The following is a 20,678-nucleotide window of genomic DNA, read 5'->3' on the forward strand; positions in this document are numbered from 1 at the left end:
CAGGGGAGGGAGCGTTGTAGACCCCGCCTGTCTCAGCGTGATTGAGGGAGGATGGACAGGAGCCGTGTACGAGGCCCGTACGCACGGTTCTGTGAGAGGGATGAGGTGGGTATTGATCAACCCACCTCACCCTACTCGATTGTTAGTCCCAACCTGAAATAAGTCTCCTAGGTGTAAACTTATTTCAGGACGGGACAGTGTGTTTTAATCGATTATTCGCCTGTGGCGGGAGGCTGGGCCGTATCAGGCTTATTCCGGAAACTGAGGACCAACTTTAGGATGCCAAGGATGCCGATAACGGCAAAGAAATAACCACGATAAATAATCGGCTCTTTCCCCTCACTGATGAAAACCGTATGTTCACCCACCGGCAACTTCATCTGTTGGAGTAATTCCTCCAGCTTGGTTTGGTTGTTGCTTGCGACCATCGAATCGGCGGTCATGCCGATAAGATCCCGCTGAGCGTAGATTTGATCTTTGTTTTTGTTCGCAAACTGGCTGCGCTGCAGATCATTATCAAGCTTGAAATAGTAGGTTTTCAGTAGCTCAACGATTTGCGGGTCGCGGGTTTCGAACCAGATTGTGCTGCTGCGGCTGTCTGGAGTACTTCGCAAGGGGACGAGAAAGGCGTCAATTTCCATGGTTCCTGACATGTTGATCGCATCCAGGAGGTTCTGGTAGCCTCCAGTCACATGCAGCCATTCACGATGTGGTCGGCCCTGTTCCAGTTCCTGGACAGTGATCTGTTGAGGAGCTTTGTTTCTAAAATGCAGTTGCAGATCCGAATAACCGAGCCAAGTCAGCAGCAGGCAGACTGCCAGCAGAGTAACGCGAAACCTTTTCATCAACTTATCCTTTGGAAAAAAGAGGGCCGCCTAAAAGGCGGCCCAAAGTATTGCAAATAAAAGTTTTCAGGACAAGTTCTTATGCACCGGCGGCCTCGGTTGCATCGACCGGAACATCCTTCTGGGTCATCAGGGAGACGACAACCAGAGCGATGAACGAGGCCGGGATTGAGATCAGCGCAGGGCTGTTGAACTGGACCGGTGCGTCACCCGGCAGCATGCCGTAGCGAACCCACATATCCGGGGACACCAAGATCAGGCCCAGCGAGCTGAACAGACCGACCATGATCGAAGCCGCAACGCCTTTGGCGGTGGTTTTCTTCCAGAACAGCAGCATCAAGATGGCCGGCAGGTTGGCCGAAGCGGCAACCGCGAACGCCCAACCGACCAGGAAGGAGACGTTCATCCCCTCGAAAACAATGCCGAGGTAGATGGCGATACAACCGACGACGATGGCGGCAATCTTGCCCGCACGAACCTTGCCTGCGTCGGTCATTTTCATACCGAGGAAGTTGTCCATCAGGTCGTGGGCAACTGCACCGGAGGCCGCAACGATCAGGCCAGAAACGGTACCAAGGACGGTGGCGAAGGCCAGCGACGAGATAACTGCGAACAATACCACGCCGAAGGAGAGTGCCAGTAACGGTGCCGACATGTTGTTGTCAGTCAGGTTGATAACGCCGTTGGTCATGGCGCCCATTCCGAGGAACAGGGTCAGGACGTAGAAGAAGCCGATCGCGGCTATGGCGACGATCGTCGACTTACGGGCTGCAGCCTGGCTCGGAACCGTGTAGTAGCGAATCAGTATGTGTGGCAGTGCAGCGGTGCCGCAGAACAGGGCCAGCATCAGCGAGATAAAGTTGAACTTCTGCAGGCCGGTGGCGTTGTCGACCTTGAACTTCAGGCCGGGACGCAGCACGCGGGAGCCCGGGGTCGGCTTCTGGTAGAAGATGGTGATGGTGTCGGCACCGTCATGAATGTATTTCTTGCCCCACAGAACGATGGTCGAGTCTTTCAGTGCGGAGAGGTAGGCGAGTGGTCCGACCGCGCCGGTAGCGGCTACTTCTTGGCCATCCATCTTCAGCTCCTTGATGTGGCCGACTGGGAAGAACTTGCCATCTTCTTTGGCGGAGCCATTGAATAGGCGGGTGCCATCCGCTTTGTGGGTTTCGTAAAGGGTTTCTTCCAGGGTGTAGCCACTAGCCGATTGGGCCAGGTGCCAGATCGATTCTTCACCGTTCTTGATCAGTTTGACAAAACCGGCTTTACCGAATTCGGAATCGAGGCCTGCGACCACGTTGTAGCTGGGATCGCTCAGTTCAAGGGCGGTGGTGGCTTGTAGCGTCTTGAAGTCATGGTAGGCAGCACCGTTGTTGACCGGGTCGGTTGACAGACCGCGAACCAGCACACAGATAACCACGACGGTCGACATGATCAGCAGCAGGGCTCCCTTAAAGAACTGTACGTAGGTGGTCGAAGCCATACCGGCGGTAGCGACGATAATGGTAACAACAACGCCAACGATGCAAACGCCGACCCAGTGAGGCAGGCCGAGCAGCGGCTGAACCAGAACGCCGGCACCAACCATCTGCGGGATCAGGTAGAAAACTGAAACCAGCAGGGTCGAGATTGCCGCAGTGAGCTGAATTGCTTTGGAATTGAACTTGGAGTCGAGGGCATCGGTAAAGGTGAACTTGCCGAGGCGCTTCATCGGTTCGGCAACCAGGAACAAGGCCACGATCCAACCTGCCAGGTAGCCGATGGAGTACATCCAGCCATCGTAACCGGCAGTGGCGATCATGCCGCAAATTCCCAGGAAGGAAGCAGCGGAGAGGTAGTCGCCGGCGAAGGCGATACCGTTGGTGAACCAGTGGATGTTACCACCGGCAGCATAGTATCCCTCGGCCGAGCTGGTCCGACGAGCCAGGTAGAAAGAGAGACCGAGTACGAAAGCAACGAAGGTGAAAAACAGACCGATAGCGATCGGGGACTGAGTATAGACCATGATTTATATCCCCCTTAGTCGTTCAGTTTTTCCTCTGCTTTAGTGCAGAGGTTGTTGTAGATGACTGCCAGAACCAAGGCGAGGCCGATCAGGCCGAAGCCCCAGACCACAGCGGCGGTCTGTCCAAAAATGATGTTTTGCATCAGGTGTGGATTGGTGGCATTGATGCCGACAAAAGCAGCATAAATGAGGGTGTAGACGATAAACATCATTACGCCCAGTTTCGTTTTGTAGCCGGACGCATTGTCCTTGCCAAGTTTTACTGCGGGTCCGTGTGCCATTGTAGAATCTCCTCTTGAAAATGTTGGGGGACCAATCCGGCCCCATCCGAATGGAACGTGCTAAAAACCAGTTATGAAAAACCGAAATCGCATAAAAATACGCTATCTGGTTGTTTTTACAAGATATTTTTTTATATCTTGTGATAAAATCTGCGCGATCTTGGGTGTCTTGTTTCGCGCCATAATACGTTGTTATAAAATCATGTCAATAGAAAACTTTACTGAAAAAAACCGTTTCGCTGGAAGAAATGCGGTTATTGTGGCATTTGGTTGGCAGGCTCTGACGGGTAAATCCAGCAAAATGGGGATTTTTTAGAATGCTGTTTTGCGCTAAGGGGTAAAATGGCACAGATAGGGCATTAATTTTATATAATATTAAAGAATTGAAATGTGATTTTTGAACGGTATTTTATTTTTTTACAGATGGGGTTAAAGCAGTTCCGGTGTGAATGTGACGACGTCGTCAATCTGCGCAGTATCGCTCAATAGCATGATAAGTCTATCCACGCCGAGGGCAATTCCGGCCGCCGGCGGCATGGTAATGAGTTCGGTGAGAAAAGGGGTGGCTTCCGGGTAGGGGGATTTGCCAGCCTTACGGCGCTGGGTTTCCTCGTTCTGGAAACGTTCTGCCTGTTCCTGGGCATTGATCAATTCACTAAAGGCATTAGCTAGTTCCATACCGCCCAAGTAAAGCTCAAAACGTTCTGCGACCGCTGGATTAGCCGGATTAAGTCTGGCCAGGGAGGCTTGACTGGCTGGGTACTCGTAAAGAAAGGTGGGCCGTTCGACGGCTAGGCGTGGCTCGATTTCCAAGCTAATCAGTTCGTCGAAGCGATTTTCTGCAAGCGCCACGTCGAGAGGGCAGCTGGCATAGCGTTTAAACGCTTCTTCGACCCTCAAGCGTGGCCAAGGTCGGGACAGGTCGATATCTTGCCCCTGATAGCTGATTTTGGGCGTTTGGGCAAGAAGTAAGAGCAAGGCTTCACAGTCATCCATCAGGTGGCGATAGTCTACCTGGGGACGATACCACTCCAGCATACAGTATTCTGGTAAATGTCTGCTGCCCCGTTCTCCCTGCCGCCAGCAGTGGCTGATTTGGAAAATGTTTCCGTAGCCTGCTGCAAGCAGGCGTTTCATAGCCAGTTCCGGGGAAGTCTGCAGGAACCAATCCCCTGACGGAACGGCATCGATATAAAGTTCCGGAGCGTTGGCCGGGATGCGCTGTGGCGTCTCGACCTCAAGAAAACCCTGATCGATAAAGAAAGCCCGGATCGCTTGAACGATCCGGGCCCGCTTTTCAAGTGTCGGCCGTTTCCGGGCCAATTGCCAGTTCGGCTCCATCTTATTCCTTGACCCGGGTGGCGTACTCGCCGGTGCGGGTGTCGATCTGAATCAGGGTGCCTTCCTCGACAAAAGAGGGAACCTGAAGTGTGTAGCCGGTTTCGACGGTGGCCGGTTTGTTGTTGCCGGCCGCAGTGTCGCCCTTGACCCACGGGTCTGACTGGGTAACGCGCAAATTAACGAAATTCGGCAGGGTAATGCCGATGCCGGTGTCACCGTACATCAGGATCTTCACTTCCATGTTGTCAACCAGAAAATATTTATCATCGCCGAGAGTTTCCTCGCTCAAGGCGACCTGCTCATAGGTTTTCTGATCCATGAATACGTAGCCGGTCTCGTCCTGATACAGGTACTGCATGTCCCGCTCTTCCAGGCTGGCCGGTTCAAACGATTCGCCGCTACGGTAGGTGCGGTCGAACAGTGATCCAGTGATCATATTACGCAGTTTGCAGCGATACAGCGCCTGACCCTTGCCCGGTTTGCTGAAATCGAACTGTACGATGACATGAGGGTCGCCATCGATCAGCAGCTTAAGACCTTTTTTCAGGTCGGAACAAGTATACATAGGAAACTCCTTTTATCGTTATTGCCAAAGGCAAGGGTTCACCGGGGCGGCATTTAAGCACAAAAAGCGGGCGCATGTCACCGGAAAATCGACATACTAGTCTTCTTCCGGTCTGTTTTGCTTGTTTAATCTTTCATAAAGTTGAATCTGCTCGCGGATTGAGAGCTTGCGAACGCAGCCGGTCTGGCGACAGAGACGGCAACGATCATCGCTGCACCACTGGCAATGAAAGCAGTCTTCACAGGGGTGTTTTTTGCCTTTTTCATCCATGCTTTCATTGTAAGTTGGTCAGCTAGAGAGGTGCAAGTTGACGCAGTTTTTCCGGTTGCTTCTGACGTTGGCGACGCAGGTAGAGAACCTCGATAATTTCCGCGGCGAGCAGGAGGGCGATGGCGATGGCGATACCGGAGACCGGCAGCTGCAATTTGACCAAAGGCAGCCAGAGCAGCAGCAAAAAACCACTCTTCAGGAAGGTGGAGTGGCCCAGTTTGCCGGTCTGGTGGGCACCGGAAAACCAGCCGCGCAGCAGGTTGCAGCCACCGTAGAAGAGCGGGAAGATGGCGCAGGCAGCCAGCGGCAGCCGCAGGTAGTGGCGCAACTCCGATTCGACGCCGAGCAGCTGGCCGAGGATCAACTGGTTGAGCGGGCCGGCGGTCAGCAGTACCAACAAGCCCATGCCGGTGGCCACCAAAAGATTGAAATGGACCAGCACCTGATAGTCCTTTGCCGATTTGACCAGTGCCAGGTAGGCCTGCTGCAAATTGCGCATCGGTCCGGCGAGCATGAACAGGAAACCACGGATGACACCGAAGGCAGCCAGGGCCAGTGAACCGTCAGGCAATCGGCCGATGATCGAACTGATCAACAGCGGAATGGTCTGCTGCAGGCAGGATGAATAAGCAAGGGGAAAGGAGTAGCGCAGTATTTCACCGGTCGACTTTTCCTTTTCGCCTCGGTCGAGTGGCAGATGTACCTTCCAGGCAAAGCTGGCAATGACGATGGTTTCGGTAATCACGCAGCTGACCAGAGCAAAGGCGCCGAGCTGGGCGCTGGAAAACCAGAGACTGCCGAGCGCCAGGTAGCCGAACAGTGCCGCCACCCGCACACCGGTCGCCAGCGAAACTAGGCTGGTGCGTCTTGCTTGGATGATCAACCCCTGACAAAACCCACGGAATCCGGTGAAGAAAGGGAGTAATACTAGTATATGGAGAGCGTTAAGCGCTTCAGCCGCGACCTCAGGCGGTGTGCCGAGTAGTTTGACCAGTACCAGATTGCCGAGGGGTGTGAATGCGATCAGGGATAGCATCACCGCCACGTACGTTGCGACCAGGGCGACGAAGGTTAAAACCCCGCGTAGCGATTTGCGCCCCTTGACCATAGCGATGGTGACAGTGTGATTCTGGTAGGAAGGGGAGGCGACAAACAGGTGGATGATCATCGCTACCGACATTCCGGCCAGAGCGGTGACATAGTTATCCAGTCGTGCCAGCGCACCGTTGATGACTGTATGTGAGATGCTCATCAGCTGGACGTTGAGTACCAGCGGAAAGAAAAACAGGGAGATTTCTTTGAGGGTCAGTCCGGGTTTGCTCACTTGCCGGTTCCGGGGAAAAGTTTGATCAGTTCGGTCGATGCCGTCACCTGAAAATCGGGCTCCAGCCCGCCGGTGTGGCCGAGTCCGTAGGCACAGAAGCAGGTCGCAGTCCCGGCGCCCTTACCGGAGTGCAGGTCGGTGTGGTGGTCGCCGATCATCACTGCCTGCGCTGGGTCGGCTCCGAGCGCCGTCAATGCTCTTTGCACCGGCAGCGGATGTGGTTTCTTCTCGGCAAAACTGTCACCGCCGAAGATCACTTTGAAATGCCTGGCGATCCCCAAACCCTCGAGCAGCTCGATTGTCAAAGAATGTGGTTTGTTGGTTACCAGCGCCATGCGATCAGCAGGGTGGCTTTGCAGTAATTCTTCAATGCCTTGGTAGCAGCAGGTATGGTCGAGCAGGTGCTCGCCGTAGATAGCCAAAAAACGGAACAGTTGCTCCCGCTGGTAGTTTTCTTCCCCGTAGGCCCGCTTGATCAGCTTGGTCGCGCCATCGCCGACGATGGTCCGTACATGCTCCGGGGGCAAATGGGGATGCCCGAGTTCATCGGCCAACAAGTTGAGCGAGGTCGTCAGGTCGGCTACCGAATCGACCAGCGTGCCGTCGAGGTCGAACAGCAGGTATTTATAATCAGCGCTGTTCATCATTATTATCTGACCCTTTCGCCGAAGATCGCGGTGCCAACGCGAACCAGTGTAGCACCTTCCTCGACGGCGACTTCGAAATCACCACTCATCCCCATCGACAGTTCGGTCATAGCGACCCCGGGAACCTGTAGCCGTTCAATCTGTTCAGCCAACTCGCGCAGGCGGCGGAAGTAGGGGCGCACCTCCTCGGCATCTTCACAGTAAGGGGGCAGACACATCAGACCGCAGATTGACAGATTTGGCAGCTTGGCAACAGCGCACACCAGTTGCGCCAACTGCTCCGGGTCGCAACCCGATTTCTGTCCCTCCTCACCTATGTTGACCTGTAGCAGGACCTTGCAGGGGGTTGCTTCATTTTGCCACTGGTGATTGATTTCCTCGGCCAGCGGCAGCCTGTCGACCGAGTGGATCATCGCCACCTTGCCGCGCAGGTATTTCACTTTATTGTTCTGCAGACCGCCGATAAAGTGCCATTCGACCGGCGACTGTATCTCTGGCGACTTGTCGCGGAACTCCTGTACGTAGCTTTCGCCGAACAGCTGTTGCCCGGCAGCAAACGCCGCGTCGATATCGGCAGCTGGTTTGATTTTGGAGACAGCGATCAGACGGACCGTGTCGGGATTGCGGCTTGATCGCTCACAGGCCGCGACGATGCGCTCACGAATTCGAGCTATATTTTGGGCGATGTCGGTCATAGACAAGTCCTTTAGTTGCTTCCTGCGCTGGACAAAAACGTCGGTACCCCCAGCTCCTCGAGAGCCAGCGTCAAACGGCAGAGTGGTAGGCCAACCACATTGGTGTAGCTGCCCTCAATCCCGGCGACCAAACAGACGCCAAGTCCCTGAATGCCGTAGCTGCCGGCTTTGTCCATTGGCTCGCCAGTGGCAATGTAGCGCGCGATTTCGTCTTCTGTCAAATTTCGGAAGCGAACGCAGGTGGCGACCGCCTCAGCACGCTGTTCGCCGGTTTTTCGGTCGAGAATCGCATAGCCGGAGAGGACCGTGTGCTTCCGCCCGGAGAGCATCCGCAGCATCTCGGCGGCATGTTGTTCATCCTTCGGCTTGCCGAGAATTTGCCGGTTACAGAGGACGATGGTGTCGCTGCCGATAAACCAGCGGCCATCAGCATCGGGTCGGCTGGCTACTTCGCTCGCTTTGCTGATGCTCAAGCGTACCACATGCTCTTCCGGGGTTTCCTCCGGGAGCACCTCTTCGGGGGCGTTGCTCGGAACGATTTCGAAGCGCAGGCCGATCTGTTCCAGCAGCTCTTTGCGCCGGGGTGACGCGGAGGCGAGGATTATCTTGTCGTTCATATTTATCCCTCCTGCACACGACGTTTAACAATCGGCTCCCACCAGCCGGGCAGAGCGTCAAGAGCGCGAGCAGCCATCGCCAGCCGACGGTCGGCGCGTTTCATTTTCCCTTTTAGCTCCAGTGGCGGAAACAGGCCGTAGTTGACATTCATTGGCTGGAAATTCTCCGCATCCGCTTCGTGGAGGTGGGTCAGCAAAGCACCGAGGGCGGTGGTGGCTGGGGGGCGTGGAACCGCTTCTCCGCGCAGCTGATAGCTGGCAAAGATGCCAGCCAGCAGGCCACTGGCGGCAGATTCGACGTAGCCTTCTACTCCGCTGAGCTGCCCAGCTGCGTAGAGGTGCGTAGCCTTACTGAACTGCAGATTTTCGTTCAGGCAGCTCGGTGCGTTGATGAATGTGTTGCGGTGCATGCTCCCCAGTCGCGCGAATTTGGCGTTCTGCAGCCCCGGAATAGTGCGGAAGATCCGCTGCTGCTCCGGGTAGGTCAGCCGGGTCTGGAAGCCGACCAGGTTGTAGAGGGAAGCGTGGCGGTTGTCCTGGCGTAGTTGGATGACCGCGTGCGGTGTCTTGCCGGTGTGCGGGTCGGGCAGACCGACCGGCTTCATCGGCCCGAAGGCGAGGGTCTGCAGTCCGCGCGTGGCCATCTCCTCAATCGGCATGCACCCTTCGAAATGGATCAGCTTTTCGAACTCACGTCCCTGCACCTTGTCGGCATCGAGCAGCGCCTGGACAAAGGCTTCGTACTGCTCTTTATCGAGCGGGCAGTTAACGTAATCGTCCCCCCCCTTGCCGTAGCGCGAGGCGCGCCAGGCAATCTCAAAATCGATCGAGTCGGCTTCGACAATCGGCGCGATGGCATCGTAAAAATAGAGATGTTCGTTGCCGGTCAGTTTGGCGATTTCTGCGGAGAGTTGATCGGAGGTCAGCGGGCCGCTGGCTAGGATGGCGGTCCCTTCGCTCGGCAGGCTGGTGACCTCTTCGCGGATCAGCTCGATGTTCGGGTGCTGTTCGATCTTTTCACTGATGTAGGCGGAGAACTCGTCACGATCGACAGCCAGTGCCCCGCCGGCAGGAACGGCGGTGGCGTCGGCCGCTTCGATAAACAGTGAGCCGATCCGCCGTAGCTCTTCCTTCAGGCAGCCGACGGCGTTGTTCATCCCCGCGCCGCGCAGGCTGTTAGAGCAGACCAGTTCCGCCAGTCCATCCGATTGGTGGGCGGGAGAGAAACGCTGCGGTTTCATCTCGTAAAGTTTGACCTGACAGCCCTCGGCGGCCGCCTGCCAGGCGGCCTCGCAGCCAGCTAGGCCGGCGCCGATGATGGTGATATTCATTTCTTTATTACCTTCGCAAAACGCAAAACCGGCCGAACCTTTCAGTTCGACCGGTCGATTCTACACGATATTGTTCAACCTCAGGCGTCCTTTTTCTCGGCCTTTTTTCTGGTTACGGTCTTCTTGGCCGGTGCCTTCTTGGTTGTGGTCTTTTTTGCAGGGGCTTTCTTTTCCGGTGGAATCAACTCTTTTTCCCAATCACAGTTTTCCTGCGGACAGCGCTGCACCGTTCCCCAGCGCTTGGTGGTCTTGATCTCGGTCAGCGGCCAACCGCACTTCGGGCAGGCCTCCGCTTTCGGCGGGTTCCACAGCGCGTACTTGCACTTCGGGTAACGATTGCAGGAGTAGAAAATCTTGCCGTAGCGGCTTTTTTTCTCCATCATCTCCCCCTCGTTACACTGCGGACAGGTGATGTCGAGCGATTTCGGTTTCTCCAGCGGCTGAATGTTCTTGCATTTCGGATAAGCGCTGCAGGCCAGGAATTTGCCGTAGCGACCGGTCTTAATTAGCATGCCCGCGCCGCACTTGTCGCATTTCTCCTCCGACATCACTGGCTCTTCCACCTCCGCAGCTTCACCGTTGAGCGGTTCGGTGTGACGGCAGTCGGGGAATCCGGAACAGGCGAGGAAACGACCGGAACGGCCAAGTTTGATGACCAACTCCTTGCCACATTCGGGGCAGATTTTGTCGGTCTTCTCGGTGGTAACATCCGCCTTGCTGACCTCTTTATCTTTGCGATGCAGCAGGGCGATGAACGGATCCCAGAATTGCTTGACCTGCGGAACCCAGGCTTTTTCGCCGCGGGAGATGGCGTCGAGGTCCTCTTCCAGTTCTGCGGTGAAATCGTAATCGACGTACTGGCTGAAGTGCTCGACCAGCAGCTTAGCCACCACCCGTCCAGTGTCCTCGGGGAAGAAGGTGCGTTTTTCCAGCCGCACGTACTTGCGGGTCACCAGCGTATTCATGATGCTGGCGTAGGTCGAGGGACGACCGATGCCGTACTCTTCCATTGTCTTGACCAGGCTCGCCTCTGTGAAGCGGGGCGGCGGCTGGGTGAAGTGCTGCTCGGGGGTGAGCTGCTCTTTTTTCAGCTTTTCCCCTTCGTTCAGCGGCGGCAGCAGACCTTCCTTGTTCTCGTCGTCACCGTTGTCGGTGCCTTCGATATAGAGGGCCATGAAGCCGGGGAAGCGGATTACCTGCCCGGTGGCGCGGAAGCTGTGCTTGTCGCCGGCGGCGATATCGACGGTGGTGGCATCGAAGATCGCCTGGGCCATCTGTGATGCGACGGTCCGTTTCCAGATCAGTTCGTAGAGCTTGAGCTGGTCGGAACTCAGATATTTTTTTACCGCCGAGGGGAGCCGAGCGATCGAGGTCGGGCGAATCGCTTCGTGCGCCTCCTGGGCGTTTTTGCTCTTGCTTTTGAAGACTCGCGGCTTGTCGAGGGCGTAGGATTCGTCGTAGAGCCGGCAGATCACGTCGCGCGCCTCAGAGGTCGCCAGAGGCGACAGGGCTACCGAGTCGGTACGCATATAAGTAATCAAGCCGTGGGTGCCGTCGGCTATTTCGATCCCTTCGTACAGCTTCTGCGCTACCGACATGGTTTTGCGGGCCGAGAAGCCGAGCTTGCGGCTCGCTTCCTGCTGCAAGGTACTGGTGGTGAAGGGGGGGGCCGGGTTGCGCTTGCGGGCTTTTTTCTCCAGGCTGCTGACCTGGAAATGGGCCTGCTCCAGTTCGGTGAGAATTTCTTTTGCCTGAGCTTCGTTCTCGATGGCGAACTTGCCAAGCTTCTTGCCGTCACTGCTGTGCAGTTTAGCACTGAACTGGCTGTCGGCAGCGTTGGCGAGCAGCGCCTCGATGCTCCAATACTCACGCGGCGTAAAGGCTTCGATCTCTTCTTCCCGCTCGACGATCAGCCTCAGGGCGACCGATTGCACCCGACCGGCAGAGAGACCGTAGCGGATCTTCTTCCAGAGGAATGGTGAAAGGTTGAAGCCGACCAGATAATCGAGGATCGAGCGGGCCTGCTGGGCGTCGACCAGGTCGCGGGCGATCTGCCGTGGATGGGCCATCGCTTCATCGATCGCCGGCTTGGTGATTTCGTGGAAGGTGACCCGTTTGACCTTTGGATTATCGGCGTTCTCGTCGATGCCGAGTGCTTCGAGCAGATGCCAAGCGATCGCTTCTCCTTCGCGGTCGAGGTCGGTTGCGAGGATCAGTTCGTCGCTTTTGGCAACCTCTTTTTTCAGGGTGCTGATATGTTTGGAACTCTCCGGCAGTACGTGGTACTTGGGCGCGAAGTTGTGTTCGGTGTCGACCGAACCTTGCTTGCTCGGCAGTGCTCGCACGTGTCCGTAAGAGGCAAGGACCTTGTACCCTTTGCCGAGAAATTTTTCGATGGTTTTTGCTTTCGCCGGCGATTCAACTATAACCAGTGATTGTGCCATCAGCTCCCTCTGTATTCAGTCTTTTAGAACCGGATTCCCTTTGGCCGGAGGGCTCCGGAAATAAAAAGGCTGCGGCAAAGTGCGCAGCCCGGTTGTGTCAGTGATAGATGCGCGCCCAGTCGTTGTCTAGGAAACAATCGATCTCGCGCTGCCAGAGATTGTTGGTTCGCGAAAGGATGGTCAGCGCGGCAATCATTTTGACTTCCTGCAGGTTTAAAGGATCTTCTGCCGCACGTACCGCCCGTTCGATGATCTCTTCCTGGGCTTCATCGCTGAGCAGACCCATATTTCTGATTTTGACCAGAAAGCCTATTCCTTCGGCCGATAATGCCTGTTGTTCCTCGCGGCTGAATAACCGGTAGGTAGGTGGCGTCTTCAGCTCTGTCGTGGCACTTTCCCGATCGACCCCTTGCAGCGCAGCTGATTCCATCCAGGAGAAGGCATCATTGATCTCTTCGGCATCGAAACCAACCGACATCAGTTCCGCAACCAATTCCTGTTCGTTGATCGGAGCGTCTTTCGCTCCCAGAACATATTTGGCAATCAAGTTAACGATTGCAAGGACTCGTTCGCGCACAGGGCCTCCGAGCAGGTTTTGTGACCTGCGAGAAAACAGCTTGCACAACCGATTCGATTGTGCAGGAACAGCGGGACGTACTTCAGATGTTTCTGTAGCGGCAGATAAGGATTTGTTATCTTTATGCTTTTCTACAATTGCCCACGGATATAGCTGTTTCCCGGCAGCACCTGGACTCCGCCCTGGAGTTCTAGGTCGAGTAAAATAGCGGAAACCTCCATGGGAGTCAAGCCGTGAACCGGTGCCTTGCAGCAATGTGTAAAAAATATTCCTGAGTAGTTGAAATTGTGGGAGAAGTTGTTCTTCAGAGTGTAAGGTCTGAAATCCTACCTTGCCTAGTTAATAGGAATCCAGCAAAAGAGTAAAGTTTTGCTGTCTTGATAAAGTTAGTTTTTGAAGAGTCGCTACCTCATATGGAAATATGGTAATGGTTTTGTTTCATCATAAAGAGGTGGCTACATTCAATCAGAATATAATTCAGATGATCACGCCTTCTTCATACACTTCAAAGCTTTTGGGCGCCACAGACGACGGTTTAATTATTTATGTCACGATATACGAGACGCCGATTCGGCAAATGTATTTATTTATGAAAATCGGCCGACTAGTTCGACTTCACCCGGCCCAAAGTGAAAACCTGATTTTTGGATGACGATGATCCTGGCCCATTCCAACAAAATCTTGAAAGTTCTAGGTCTTGTGAGACCTGTTATGAGGCAACTTTTGAAATGGGGAAAAGCTTGTCAGGTGGTGCTAAACAGCGATCTGGAATGTCCATATTTTTGAGACAGTCAGATGTCTATTAGGCCAGCGACAATTCATTGCAAGGAATCGTCCCTGCATCTTGTTGCACAAGCTGCGATCCTCTATATTCCACACACTGAAAGTTACATAACCTCTGGAGCACAAAATATGGACATCAATCTCAAACAATTGGAGACCTTGATCTTCTATCAGACTTATAAAATCGAAAGAGCCGTTTCCGGAACCGGCTACCTGCCCAAAACCGCCATCGGTGTCGGGACCTTTTTGCTCGACAATCAGGGCGACCTAGATCTGCTGACTGCAAAGCAACAGGTTACGTTTATGAAAATTCTGCAGCCGCTACTTGAAGCAAACGCTGATGACTGAAAATGAGGATAACGTCTCTCTCAGCTTACTACTTTGCAAAGAGTGCGGCGGCAGATGCTGTCAGGGAAGCCCCGGAATCTGGACCGATCCGGAGCGTTTTTTTGCCCTGTTTTTTTCGGGCAAAGGGATGACACTGAAACAATTACGCAAACGCCTGCCTGCCTTAGGGCTGGTGCTCTGGGAGAATTCGGGCGTGCCGATTCCTGCTCCCATATCTTTATCTTCGGGATGTACTTTTCTAGGGGTAGATGGCTGCCGGTTCTCGGTGACAGAGCGCCCCTGTCAATGTCTGGCCCTGATCCCCGACCAAGCAACTCTCGAACGACAGGAGGGCTGCCGCTGCCGACTCCCTGCCAGCTTCAGCCGGGAGACAGGCAAACAGCGCTGGCAGGACTATTGGCAGGCCGTTGACCCGACAGCTTTTTCAACGTTTTACCAGGCTGGTGACCAGATCGATTTCGCCCTGCCGCCCGAGGGTCTGTAGTGCCTCAACTGCCGTCTCCACATGTTCTTTGCCGTCACCGGTGAGATAGGCGACAACAAAGGCTGCCAGATCGGCTTGAGCTGAAGCGCGCTTTTCTGCCAGCGTCCTTTTTTTACTGGCCTGTAGCCAGAGAGCCTCCGCGCGTTTCTGATGCGAGGATCTAGCAGCGCTTACAAATTCAATCTTCATTGCTAAAGACTGGTTGCCAGTCGATCTAAAGACCTCTGCAAGGTCTTCTGTTAAATCCTGCTGAATAATTTCTGCAAGCCGTAACAGCTTATTTTTCATTTGAACTCCCGACCGCTGCTTTAGCGGTAAGCAACAATATTTACTGTTTGCGAACGCAGATCGAAAACAATTTTTGCCTGTTTATGCCGCAGTTGCTGAAGAACCTGCTCAACCTTCTCCGCTAGCGTACAGCCGGCATCGCCCCAATCGGCGCCATCTCGGCTGACAAACTCCTGTATCATCCGCTGCAAAGTCTCCGGATCAATCTGCTGATACGGAACCTCTACGCCCTCTTCCTGCTGCTCGGCATTGTTTTCATCAGACACTGGCCACCTCAACCTTAAAGAACTTCTGATTCCGCAAGCGATGCTAGCTGATTATCCGCCGATCCGAGCAAAGACCCTTTTTCTGCTAAGCGCATTTTTTTGATCGCTATCTCCCGCCGGCTTGCGCTGCTGCGGTCGTGACCTGATTCCAGATAGACAATCTGGCAAGGCGAACGACTCCGGAAATATTTAGCCCCGGTTCCTGCGGCATGCTGGGCAAACCGCCGCTTAACATCGGTGCTGATGCCCGTATAGAGGGAACCGTCCGAACAGAGGAGAATGTAAACCTGCCAATGCATGCCTTACCTTGTTTCCATCAGTCGCGCAACCGTATCTGCTTGCATATATATACTGCCGCAACTACACTCCGCACCTATTGAGCACTTCCCTGACACAAGGACGTCATCTTTACCATGAGTGAACAACAAAACAAAGACCCATTGCACGGCATAACCCTGGAACAGATCGTCAACAGCCTGGTCGAATATTACGGCTGGGAAGAGTTGGGCGAACTGATCGATATTCGTTGTTTCAACAATGAACCGTCTGTGAAATCGAGCCTTAAATTCTTGCGTAGAACTCCCTGGGCCAGAAAGCAAGTTGAAGACCTCTATCTGGCCGTCAAAAAAATCGATTGATTTTCTAGGATGAAGAAGTTGCACCTTTTTACCGATGGCAGCGTAGACAGCGCCTCGAAAATTGGCTACGGAGCCTATCTTCTGGTTGCTGAAACGGAACTTGCTTTGGACGAATTGAGTCGCCGGATCAACGTGCAACGTTTTGAGCAGACCTCGTCCACCAGATTGGAACTCCAGACTTTGCTGTGGGCGCTTGGCGAGGCACACGCTACGAAATGCAAACTGACAATCTACAGCGATTCGCAAAATATTATCAGCCTACCCGCCAGGCGTAAGAAACTAGAACAATGCAATTTTTACTCGAAGCAAAATCGGCGGCTCAACAATCATCAGCTATACCAGGATTTTTATCGCCTGACCGATCACTTAGTTTGTGACTTTTTCAAAGTCCGCGGCCATCGGCCCGCACAACAAAAAAATACTATCGAACAGATATTTGACCTTGTCGATAGGGCCTCAAGAAAAGCGTTAAGAAAAGATAAAAACCTCACATGCTCTGACGTCTAACAATACAGAGTTTACAATTTCTCACTTTGCGATGCATGCAATATCCTGGTCAATCCAGTGCCGATTATCCAGAAGCTAAACAGAAGTTATTTACACAGGAAACAATGATCTCGCTAGGTACACTGCAAACGTCAATTGAATCGCCACTAGGCGGGTAGACATTTTTGAGTCTAACAAATAGTAACAAAATGAAGCCCCGGCACTCGCCAGGGCTTTGTCGCTTCGGAATCTCAAATATCGTAACTGTTCAGGGAATCGCAAAGCGGTAGTAATTTTCCGCCCTGATCAAACTGGTTTCGCACGCTTCTGGAGTTGCGGGAAGCAGAGAAAAGGCCCAAGGGCTGCAAGTTGTCCTTGGCCCCAGATTAAAGCACGCGCGGAAGCTCCAAAGGTATCTCGACCTTGGTTTCAGTGGTTCCTCCACCCGGTGTGATGGGGAGCTTAGGGCATAGCGTTCATAGACCAATTCGCCGCGGGTTTCTTTGGAGTATTCCCAAACCCTCAGATCGTAACCGATTGCGTTGGCGCGCGTTCCGAAGGTGCGGACGAACCGGGATTGTTGTTCTTCGGAAGGAAAGGGTTCCCATTCAAGGCGCGGTTGTCGAGAGGTAACCTGCGACCAGAGTTGATCCGTTGTCGGCAGATAACGGATCTTCAAGACTGGATCAGCCGGACAGATCCAGCAGCAGCCGTATCTTGCCGTCCCGGGAAGGGTCCAAGAACCGGAGGAAATCGGCAGCTTCTGCATCAGGAAAAGGCCGTTGACAATCGCCTCCGCCAGCTGATCGAGATATTCTTCCAATTCGGCCGTTAGCTTTTCAGAGGAAAGCTTGAGCCATTCGTTGAAGCGTCTGGGTTTGCCTGTTGTACTGAATTCGCGCTGGTAGACAGTCTCTTCAGTTTCAGCATCTATGACCCGCACGTCGCATTCTACCAAAAAGTTCAGGAGTGGGTTGTCTCCTTTATCACCGACAAAGTCGAATCGGGTGATTTTCAAAATCAGCGCCTTTTGGAAGCCCTGTTCGCGGAGTTGCAAAAACTCCTCGGCAGTCAGATTTGATCCTTCTCCTTGTAGAGAGACAAGAACCAGGGATGGGCGAATTTCAGTTTGGCTCTGGGTAAGAACCCGCTGGGCCAAATTAAGATTGCTGGCGAACTGAGAGAGGTTTGTGTTCAGTAGCTGGTCGATTTCTGTCAAGGTCTTGGCGGCAGAGGCATTGATTGCGCCCTCGATGGCACCCACCGTCCCGCCAACGACGACCGCAAAAGCAGCATATAGAAGAAGCGCGGCACCGCAAATATCTCCCGAACAGCTTCCGGGATTGACATTCCCAAGAAACTCAGCAATGCCGTGACCCGCTCCTTTGAGAGCACCTTGGGGCTTGCTTCTGGCAAAAAGCTCGGTTGCAATTACTACCTGTGACGGATCTGGGACGATGGCGATCCGTTGCTCGATGAGTTGGGTGTGAAGAGAAGTTGACGGCAGGTTTGGTGTACACGCCGGCGGAGAAAAAAGGAACAGCAGAATCAGCAGCCTGACCATGCATTTATTGATTTGTTTTTTGCCCATGACTATCCCGCCATCATTCATCAGTTCAGTGATTCTTGAGCCTGGAGATGACGCTTCCCGTCGCGCTTCGGTGCCCGGAAATATGTTAATTATAGTCGGAAAAAGATGCCTGCAAAGCAGGCGTCTTCTAATTGTGCCGTTTAGATAGGCTCCTGTTTACTTTCTTGTGTATTGACTGATAATTAATGATGAGAAAACAATGACGTATCGTTTCTTGTCGCGAGGCAATTTGCTATGGCAAGGCGGTGTAAAAATGCGGTGTATAATGACCACTTTTGATAAGCAAAGGTGGTTTTTTGTTTTTTGGGGTTGAAGAAAAGAGAGGCCTCGGATGTTTTTACGATCGATCACGGCACTGACAAGTGGAGAGCTGTTTCGATCATTCGCAATTATGGCGCTTTCCGCCCTGTTAAATGGCTGTATTTCTCTGGGGGTCTGCTAAGTGGTAGCCACCCGCGATGAGCCACAGGAGACAAAATTGTGGAAGGCTATGCAATGATCAGAGTAACAATGACTCTGCCAGTATGGGGCCCTGTTCTATATATGTATGGGAAAAACCTGAAAACTTGCTGGGAAAGGTATCCGAGCAAACTTCCCCCACAAGTCACTGACTGTTGGGCCGCGATTGACAACAATTTGAAAAATGGATGGTTTTATGATGCTAATATCAAAGTAACCCTCTTTGAATGTTCACCTGAGAGTGAAAAGGTCTACGTTCTCAAGTCAGTTGGAAAACCGTCCAATGATGAAGATTTATCGCTTATTGATACGAAGGTCACACTATACAAGGGAGGTCTCGTATTCCTTTCTCAAAAGGCGGAAGTAGAAGTCGAGTGTGGCATACGGTCAGGTGATGTAGTTGCCATTAGGGTGGAGCCTCTCTTATGAAAAGATCTGCTATATATCTGTTGTTAGTGTTGCTGGCCGCTTGCGCCCAACCGTTGGGCAGAGCTGATTTGCTCAACTTTATTAAGGATGGGAAAACGACCCGTGAACAGGCCTATTTGAACCTTGGAGAACCATCAGCCTTCTTTGAAGGGGGACGAATTGTCTGTTTTAGACTTGGTCGGGATGAAGGGGGCGATTTTATTGTTGCCAAGAAAGCCGGCTTTGCTGGTGTCACAACAAGCTTAATCATGGTTTTTGATGAAGGGGACATACTCAGCAAGCACTCCCTCGTTCAGGTCAAAGGGCCTTGAAATGATGCCCGCTTGGCTTCGCGTTACTGTCGCGATCGGATGGATTTTTCCTATTGCAGTTTTACTCACTGGCTGCCCAGTCCCCTTGCCACCAGGGTACAATAACGAGTCGCGGGAAAACCTCGAAGAACAGGTGACAGATTTGCTGGAAGCAGGAGGGGGGATGACTCGTGAAGATGTGCTCTTGTTGCTGGGGGAGCCAGACGGTGTCGGTTCTGGTGAATCCTGGTTTGCTTACGGCTCTGTATATGGAAAAGGCGGCATCTTGTTCATCTTGTGTGCTGGCGGAGGTTGTGCGGGGGGCGGCACTGAAAAGATGGAGTATAAACGCCTGGTTGTCACTTTTGACGAGCGGGGGCAGTTGGCGAATGTAGACCTCTTGAACAAGGAATGTTGGGAATGGCTCTTTGGTATGGGGTCAGCTGGTGACAGGGCCCCACCATGTTTGCTGGTCAACGCACCTGACAATGCATTAAAAATAGCACTAAATCGTGACGACTTCGATGTCTTTAAACAGGACGAGAAGGTTATTATCCCCAAAGACCTCTTGGATTTCGCCAGTGGAAAAGCAGAACTAGTCACGCCAAGTTGGACGATGGGCTTGAGCGAGGCATGGGCTGCTGGGACTCACACCTTGCAAAACCAAAAATTGCACGCGAGCGAACAATGGGAAGCCTTGGCCAGGGCAGTTCTTAACGACAATTACGGCGATGACCTGCGATGGTACTTTCTTGGTAGAGCTGCCGAGGGTTTGGGCCTGTGTGATACCGCACTGAACTATTATGGAATTAGCCGGGAAAGATCGAAAAAATTTGTGACACGTTGCCTAGGAGGAGCCTGCAGTATAGATCTTCCTGAAGCTTTGGTTGATCGTTTAAATGCCATTGAAGAAAAGCGCAAAGCAGGTAAATGCATAAGCCCTAGTGATATACAGGCAAAATCTGACTAATCTCCACAAAATCCCATCAACCACACGTAAAAATGGCCCTTTCATCAGGAGGGGCATTTTTATTCGGACTTTGGAGACGGATTGAAGGGAAATATTTGTGTAATTACAGTTAGACATAGAGTTGATCAGATTGGCCCGGAAATAGTTTTGGTCAAACACGGGGGGCAGAGTATGGTTTGATGGCCGATTTGGAGTCTATTAAGTTCAAAGTTTTGAGACGACCATGCCTTTACGAAACATCAGAAAGATATGTAAAAAGGCAGCTTCAGCCCTGGTTTTGAGGCATCGCACCACCATGCGATAATTCTGAAGCTGCCTTTTGAAACTATGAGACAGCAGTGATGTCTGCTGAATGGTCATAAAATAACGACCTATAGAACACAGAACCCCGTCTGGCGATTCAGGTGGGGTTTTTTCTGAAACGCAGGGATAAAAAAAACCGGGCAGATAGAATGTTGCGGATGATAAACAAGACGGCCCGACTAACCCTGTTGAAACCATTTCTTGGGAGAAACGGTGGAATTCCTTTAAGCATGCCCCCAGTTCTCTTTCCGAAGCAACCTTAGGCCTATCGCATAATGGCTTGACCTGCCTCGAATGCAGGAGTATTAAAACAGGCTGGTTTCCCAGCCTCCCTTGCCAGGGGGGCGAACATGATATTCCCCAAGGCTTCTAACATGATCGTTTGCCAACGCCCCTCCGGT

Annotated in this window: 24 protein-coding genes; 7 read left to right on the top strand and 17 right to left on the bottom strand. The window is 53.0% G+C overall.

Annotation, left to right across the window (positions count from 1 at the left end; genetic code table 11):
- Positions 1-212: 212 nt before the first annotated feature.
- From Q7J88_RS14910 to Q7J88_RS15520, 13 genes are all read right to left on the bottom strand, one after another.
- Positions 213-845, bottom strand: coding sequence for a hypothetical protein (locus Q7J88_RS14910; RefSeq protein WP_303723031.1), 633 nt, complete (start codon positions 843-845; stop codon positions 213-215).
- A gap of 79 nt (positions 846-924) precedes the next feature.
- Complete coding sequence (locus Q7J88_RS14915; RefSeq protein ID WP_303723032.1) at positions 925-2,850, bottom strand: cation acetate symporter; 1,926 nt, start codon at positions 2,848-2,850, stop codon at positions 925-927.
- Positions 2,851-2,864: 14 nt separating this feature from the next.
- The gene (locus Q7J88_RS14920; RefSeq protein ID WP_303723033.1) at positions 2,865-3,131 is read right to left on the bottom strand and encodes a DUF485 domain-containing protein; all 267 of its coding nucleotides are present in this window, start codon (positions 3,129-3,131) and stop codon (positions 2,865-2,867) included.
- A 429-nt stretch (positions 3,132-3,560) separates the two neighbouring features.
- Complete coding sequence (epmA, locus tag Q7J88_RS14925; protein WP_303723034.1) at positions 3,561-4,472, bottom strand: EF-P lysine aminoacylase EpmA; 912 nt, start codon at positions 4,470-4,472, stop codon at positions 3,561-3,563.
- 1 nt (position 4,473) lies between these two features.
- The gene (efp, locus tag Q7J88_RS14930; RefSeq protein ID WP_303723035.1) at positions 4,474-5,037 is read right to left on the bottom strand and encodes an elongation factor P; all 564 of its coding nucleotides are present in this window, start codon (positions 5,035-5,037) and stop codon (positions 4,474-4,476) included.
- Between the two features lie 292 nt (positions 5,038-5,329).
- The gene (locus Q7J88_RS14935) at positions 5,330-6,631 is read right to left on the bottom strand and encodes a hypothetical protein (RefSeq protein WP_303723036.1); all 1,302 of its coding nucleotides are present in this window, start codon (positions 6,629-6,631) and stop codon (positions 5,330-5,332) included.
- Positions 6,628-7,278 (bottom strand): HAD family hydrolase, encoded by a 651-nt coding sequence (locus Q7J88_RS14940; protein ID WP_303723037.1) that lies wholly within the window; start codon positions 7,276-7,278, stop codon positions 6,628-6,630. Before Q7J88_RS14940 ends, Q7J88_RS14935 begins: the two co-directional genes overlap by 4 nt.
- Before the next feature lie 2 nt (positions 7,279-7,280).
- A complete protein-coding gene (locus tag Q7J88_RS14945; RefSeq protein WP_303723038.1) occupies positions 7,281-7,973 on the bottom strand; it encodes a YggS family pyridoxal phosphate-dependent enzyme in 693 nt (230 codons plus the stop codon).
- Between the two features lie 11 nt (positions 7,974-7,984).
- A complete protein-coding gene (locus Q7J88_RS14950; protein WP_303723039.1) occupies positions 7,985-8,590 on the bottom strand; it encodes a nucleoside triphosphate pyrophosphatase in 606 nt (201 codons plus the stop codon).
- Between the two features lie 2 nt (positions 8,591-8,592).
- Positions 8,593-9,921, bottom strand: coding sequence for a methylenetetrahydrofolate--tRNA-(uracil(54)-C(5))-methyltransferase (FADH(2)-oxidizing) TrmFO (trmFO, locus tag Q7J88_RS14955; RefSeq protein WP_303723040.1), 1,329 nt, complete (start codon positions 9,919-9,921; stop codon positions 8,593-8,595).
- An 80-nt stretch (positions 9,922-10,001) separates the two neighbouring features.
- The gene (gene topA, locus Q7J88_RS14960; RefSeq protein ID WP_303723041.1) at positions 10,002-12,365 is read right to left on the bottom strand and encodes a type I DNA topoisomerase; all 2,364 of its coding nucleotides are present in this window, start codon (positions 12,363-12,365) and stop codon (positions 10,002-10,004) included.
- A 97-nt stretch (positions 12,366-12,462) separates the two neighbouring features.
- Positions 12,463-12,942: a DUF494 family protein gene (locus tag Q7J88_RS14965; protein ID WP_303723042.1), complete on the bottom strand. Its 480-nt coding sequence runs from the start codon at positions 12,940-12,942 to the stop codon at positions 12,463-12,465.
- A gap of 131 nt (positions 12,943-13,073) precedes the next feature.
- On the bottom strand, positions 13,074-13,163 hold the full coding sequence (locus Q7J88_RS15520) for a hypothetical protein (protein WP_369682057.1): 90 nt from the start codon (positions 13,161-13,163) through the stop codon (positions 13,074-13,076).
- Positions 13,164-13,854: 691 nt separating this feature from the next.
- On the opposite strand from Q7J88_RS15520, the gene Q7J88_RS14970 reads away from it, so the two are divergent.
- A complete protein-coding gene (locus Q7J88_RS14970; protein ID WP_303723043.1) occupies positions 13,855-14,073 on the top strand; it encodes a hypothetical protein in 219 nt (72 codons plus the stop codon).
- Positions 14,066-14,557 carry a hypothetical protein gene (locus Q7J88_RS14975; RefSeq protein ID WP_303723044.1) on the top strand — a complete coding sequence of 164 codons (492 nt, stop codon included), beginning with the start codon at positions 14,066-14,068 and terminating at the stop codon, positions 14,555-14,557. Before Q7J88_RS14970 ends, Q7J88_RS14975 begins: the two co-directional genes overlap by 8 nt.
- Here the strand turns inward: Q7J88_RS14975 and Q7J88_RS14980 are convergent.
- The 3 genes from Q7J88_RS14980 to Q7J88_RS14990 are packed head-to-tail and all read right to left on the bottom strand — an operon-like array spanning position 14,498 to position 15,410.
- Positions 14,498-14,845: a hypothetical protein gene (locus Q7J88_RS14980; RefSeq protein ID WP_303723045.1), complete on the bottom strand. Its 348-nt coding sequence runs from the start codon at positions 14,843-14,845 to the stop codon at positions 14,498-14,500. The genes Q7J88_RS14975 and Q7J88_RS14980 overlap by 60 nt on opposite strands.
- 20 nt (positions 14,846-14,865) lie before the next feature.
- Positions 14,866-15,111 (bottom strand): YheU family protein, encoded by a 246-nt coding sequence (locus Q7J88_RS14985; protein ID WP_303723046.1) that lies wholly within the window; start codon positions 15,109-15,111, stop codon positions 14,866-14,868.
- 14 nt (positions 15,112-15,125) lie between these two features.
- Positions 15,126-15,410: a GIY-YIG nuclease family protein gene (locus tag Q7J88_RS14990; RefSeq protein WP_303723047.1), complete on the bottom strand. Its 285-nt coding sequence runs from the start codon at positions 15,408-15,410 to the stop codon at positions 15,126-15,128.
- Positions 15,411-15,524: 114 nt separating this feature from the next.
- Between Q7J88_RS14990 and Q7J88_RS14995 the strand changes: the two genes are divergently transcribed.
- Positions 15,525-15,749, top strand: a complete 225-nt coding sequence (locus tag Q7J88_RS14995; RefSeq protein ID WP_303723048.1) for a VF530 family protein — start codon at positions 15,525-15,527, stop codon at positions 15,747-15,749.
- A gap of 9 nt (positions 15,750-15,758) precedes the next feature.
- Positions 15,759-16,256, top strand: coding sequence for a ribonuclease HI (locus Q7J88_RS15000; RefSeq protein WP_303723049.1), 498 nt, complete (start codon positions 15,759-15,761; stop codon positions 16,254-16,256).
- A gap of 247 nt (positions 16,257-16,503) precedes the next feature.
- Here the strand turns inward: Q7J88_RS15000 and Q7J88_RS15005 are convergent, their stop codons facing one another.
- Positions 16,504-17,826, bottom strand: a complete 1,323-nt coding sequence (locus Q7J88_RS15005; protein ID WP_303723050.1) for a hypothetical protein — start codon at positions 17,824-17,826, stop codon at positions 16,504-16,506.
- A gap of 480 nt (positions 17,827-18,306) precedes the next feature.
- Here Q7J88_RS15005 and Q7J88_RS15010 point away from each other — a divergent pair, with 480 nt between their 5' ends.
- From Q7J88_RS15010 to Q7J88_RS15020, 3 genes are all read left to right on the top strand, one after another.
- Positions 18,307-18,714 carry a hypothetical protein gene (locus tag Q7J88_RS15010; RefSeq protein ID WP_303723051.1) on the top strand — a complete coding sequence of 136 codons (408 nt, stop codon included), beginning with the start codon at positions 18,307-18,309 and terminating at the stop codon, positions 18,712-18,714.
- The gene (locus Q7J88_RS15015; RefSeq protein ID WP_303723052.1) at positions 18,711-19,025 is read left to right on the top strand and encodes a hypothetical protein; all 315 of its coding nucleotides are present in this window, start codon (positions 18,711-18,713) and stop codon (positions 19,023-19,025) included. The genes Q7J88_RS15010 and Q7J88_RS15015 overlap by 4 nt, the downstream gene beginning before the upstream one ends.
- Before the next feature lie 163 nt (positions 19,026-19,188).
- On the top strand, positions 19,189-19,974 hold the full coding sequence (locus Q7J88_RS15020) for a hypothetical protein (RefSeq protein ID WP_303723053.1): 786 nt from the start codon (positions 19,189-19,191) through the stop codon (positions 19,972-19,974).
- The last annotated feature ends 704 nt before the right edge of the window (positions 19,975-20,678 follow it).

Origin of the sequence: Malonomonas rubra (genome assembly GCF_003247215.1) — a bacterium.
Taxonomy (GTDB): domain Bacteria; phylum Desulfobacterota; class Desulfuromonadia; order Desulfuromonadales; family Geopsychrobacteraceae; genus Malonomonas; species Malonomonas rubra_A.

Bases quoted from the DNA above. Each gene is read 5' to 3' on its own strand.
- efp (WP_303723035.1), bottom strand. From the start codon at position 5,037: ATGTATACTTGTTCCGACCTGAAAAAAGGTCTTAAGCTGCTGATCGAT.
- Q7J88_RS15020 (WP_303723053.1), top strand. From the start codon at position 19,189: ATGACTCGTGAAGATGTGCTCTTGTTGCTGGGGGAGCCAGACGGTGTC.
- epmA (WP_303723034.1), bottom strand. From the start codon at position 4,472: ATGGAGCCGAACTGGCAATTGGCCCGGAAACGGCCGACACTTGAAAAG.
- Q7J88_RS14945 (WP_303723038.1), bottom strand. From the start codon at position 7,973: ATGACCGACATCGCCCAAAATATAGCTCGAATTCGTGAGCGCATCGTC.
- Q7J88_RS15000 (WP_303723049.1), top strand. From the start codon at position 15,759: ATGAAGAAGTTGCACCTTTTTACCGATGGCAGCGTAGACAGCGCCTCG.
- Q7J88_RS14920 (WP_303723033.1), bottom strand. From the start codon at position 3,131: ATGGCACACGGACCCGCAGTAAAACTTGGCAAGGACAATGCGTCCGGC.
- Q7J88_RS14915 (WP_303723032.1), bottom strand. From the start codon at position 2,850: ATGGTCTATACTCAGTCCCCGATCGCTATCGGTCTGTTTTTCACCTTC.
- Q7J88_RS14975 (WP_303723044.1), top strand. From the start codon at position 14,066: ATGACTGAAAATGAGGATAACGTCTCTCTCAGCTTACTACTTTGCAAA.
- Q7J88_RS14910 (WP_303723031.1), bottom strand. From the start codon at position 845: ATGAAAAGGTTTCGCGTTACTCTGCTGGCAGTCTGCCTGCTGCTGACT.
- topA (WP_303723041.1), bottom strand. From the start codon at position 12,365: ATGGCACAATCACTGGTTATAGTTGAATCGCCGGCGAAAGCAAAAACC.
- Q7J88_RS14990 (WP_303723047.1), bottom strand. From the start codon at position 15,410: ATGCATTGGCAGGTTTACATTCTCCTCTGTTCGGACGGTTCCCTCTAT.
- Q7J88_RS14970 (WP_303723043.1), top strand. From the start codon at position 13,855: ATGGACATCAATCTCAAACAATTGGAGACCTTGATCTTCTATCAGACT.
- Q7J88_RS14950 (WP_303723039.1), bottom strand. From the start codon at position 8,590: ATGAACGACAAGATAATCCTCGCCTCCGCGTCACCCCGGCGCAAAGAG.
- Q7J88_RS15520 (WP_369682057.1), bottom strand. From the start codon at position 13,163: ATGGAGGTTTCCGCTATTTTACTCGACCTAGAACTCCAGGGCGGAGTC.
- Q7J88_RS15015 (WP_303723052.1), top strand. From the start codon at position 18,711: ATGAAAAGATCTGCTATATATCTGTTGTTAGTGTTGCTGGCCGCTTGC.
- Q7J88_RS14995 (WP_303723048.1), top strand. From the start codon at position 15,525: ATGAGTGAACAACAAAACAAAGACCCATTGCACGGCATAACCCTGGAA.
- trmFO (WP_303723040.1), bottom strand. From the start codon at position 9,921: ATGAATATCACCATCATCGGCGCCGGCCTAGCTGGCTGCGAGGCCGCC.
- Q7J88_RS14980 (WP_303723045.1), bottom strand. From the start codon at position 14,845: ATGAAAAATAAGCTGTTACGGCTTGCAGAAATTATTCAGCAGGATTTA.
- Q7J88_RS14940 (WP_303723037.1), bottom strand. From the start codon at position 7,278: ATGATGAACAGCGCTGATTATAAATACCTGCTGTTCGACCTCGACGGC.
- Q7J88_RS15005 (WP_303723050.1), bottom strand. From the start codon at position 17,826: ATGGGCAAAAAACAAATCAATAAATGCATGGTCAGGCTGCTGATTCTG.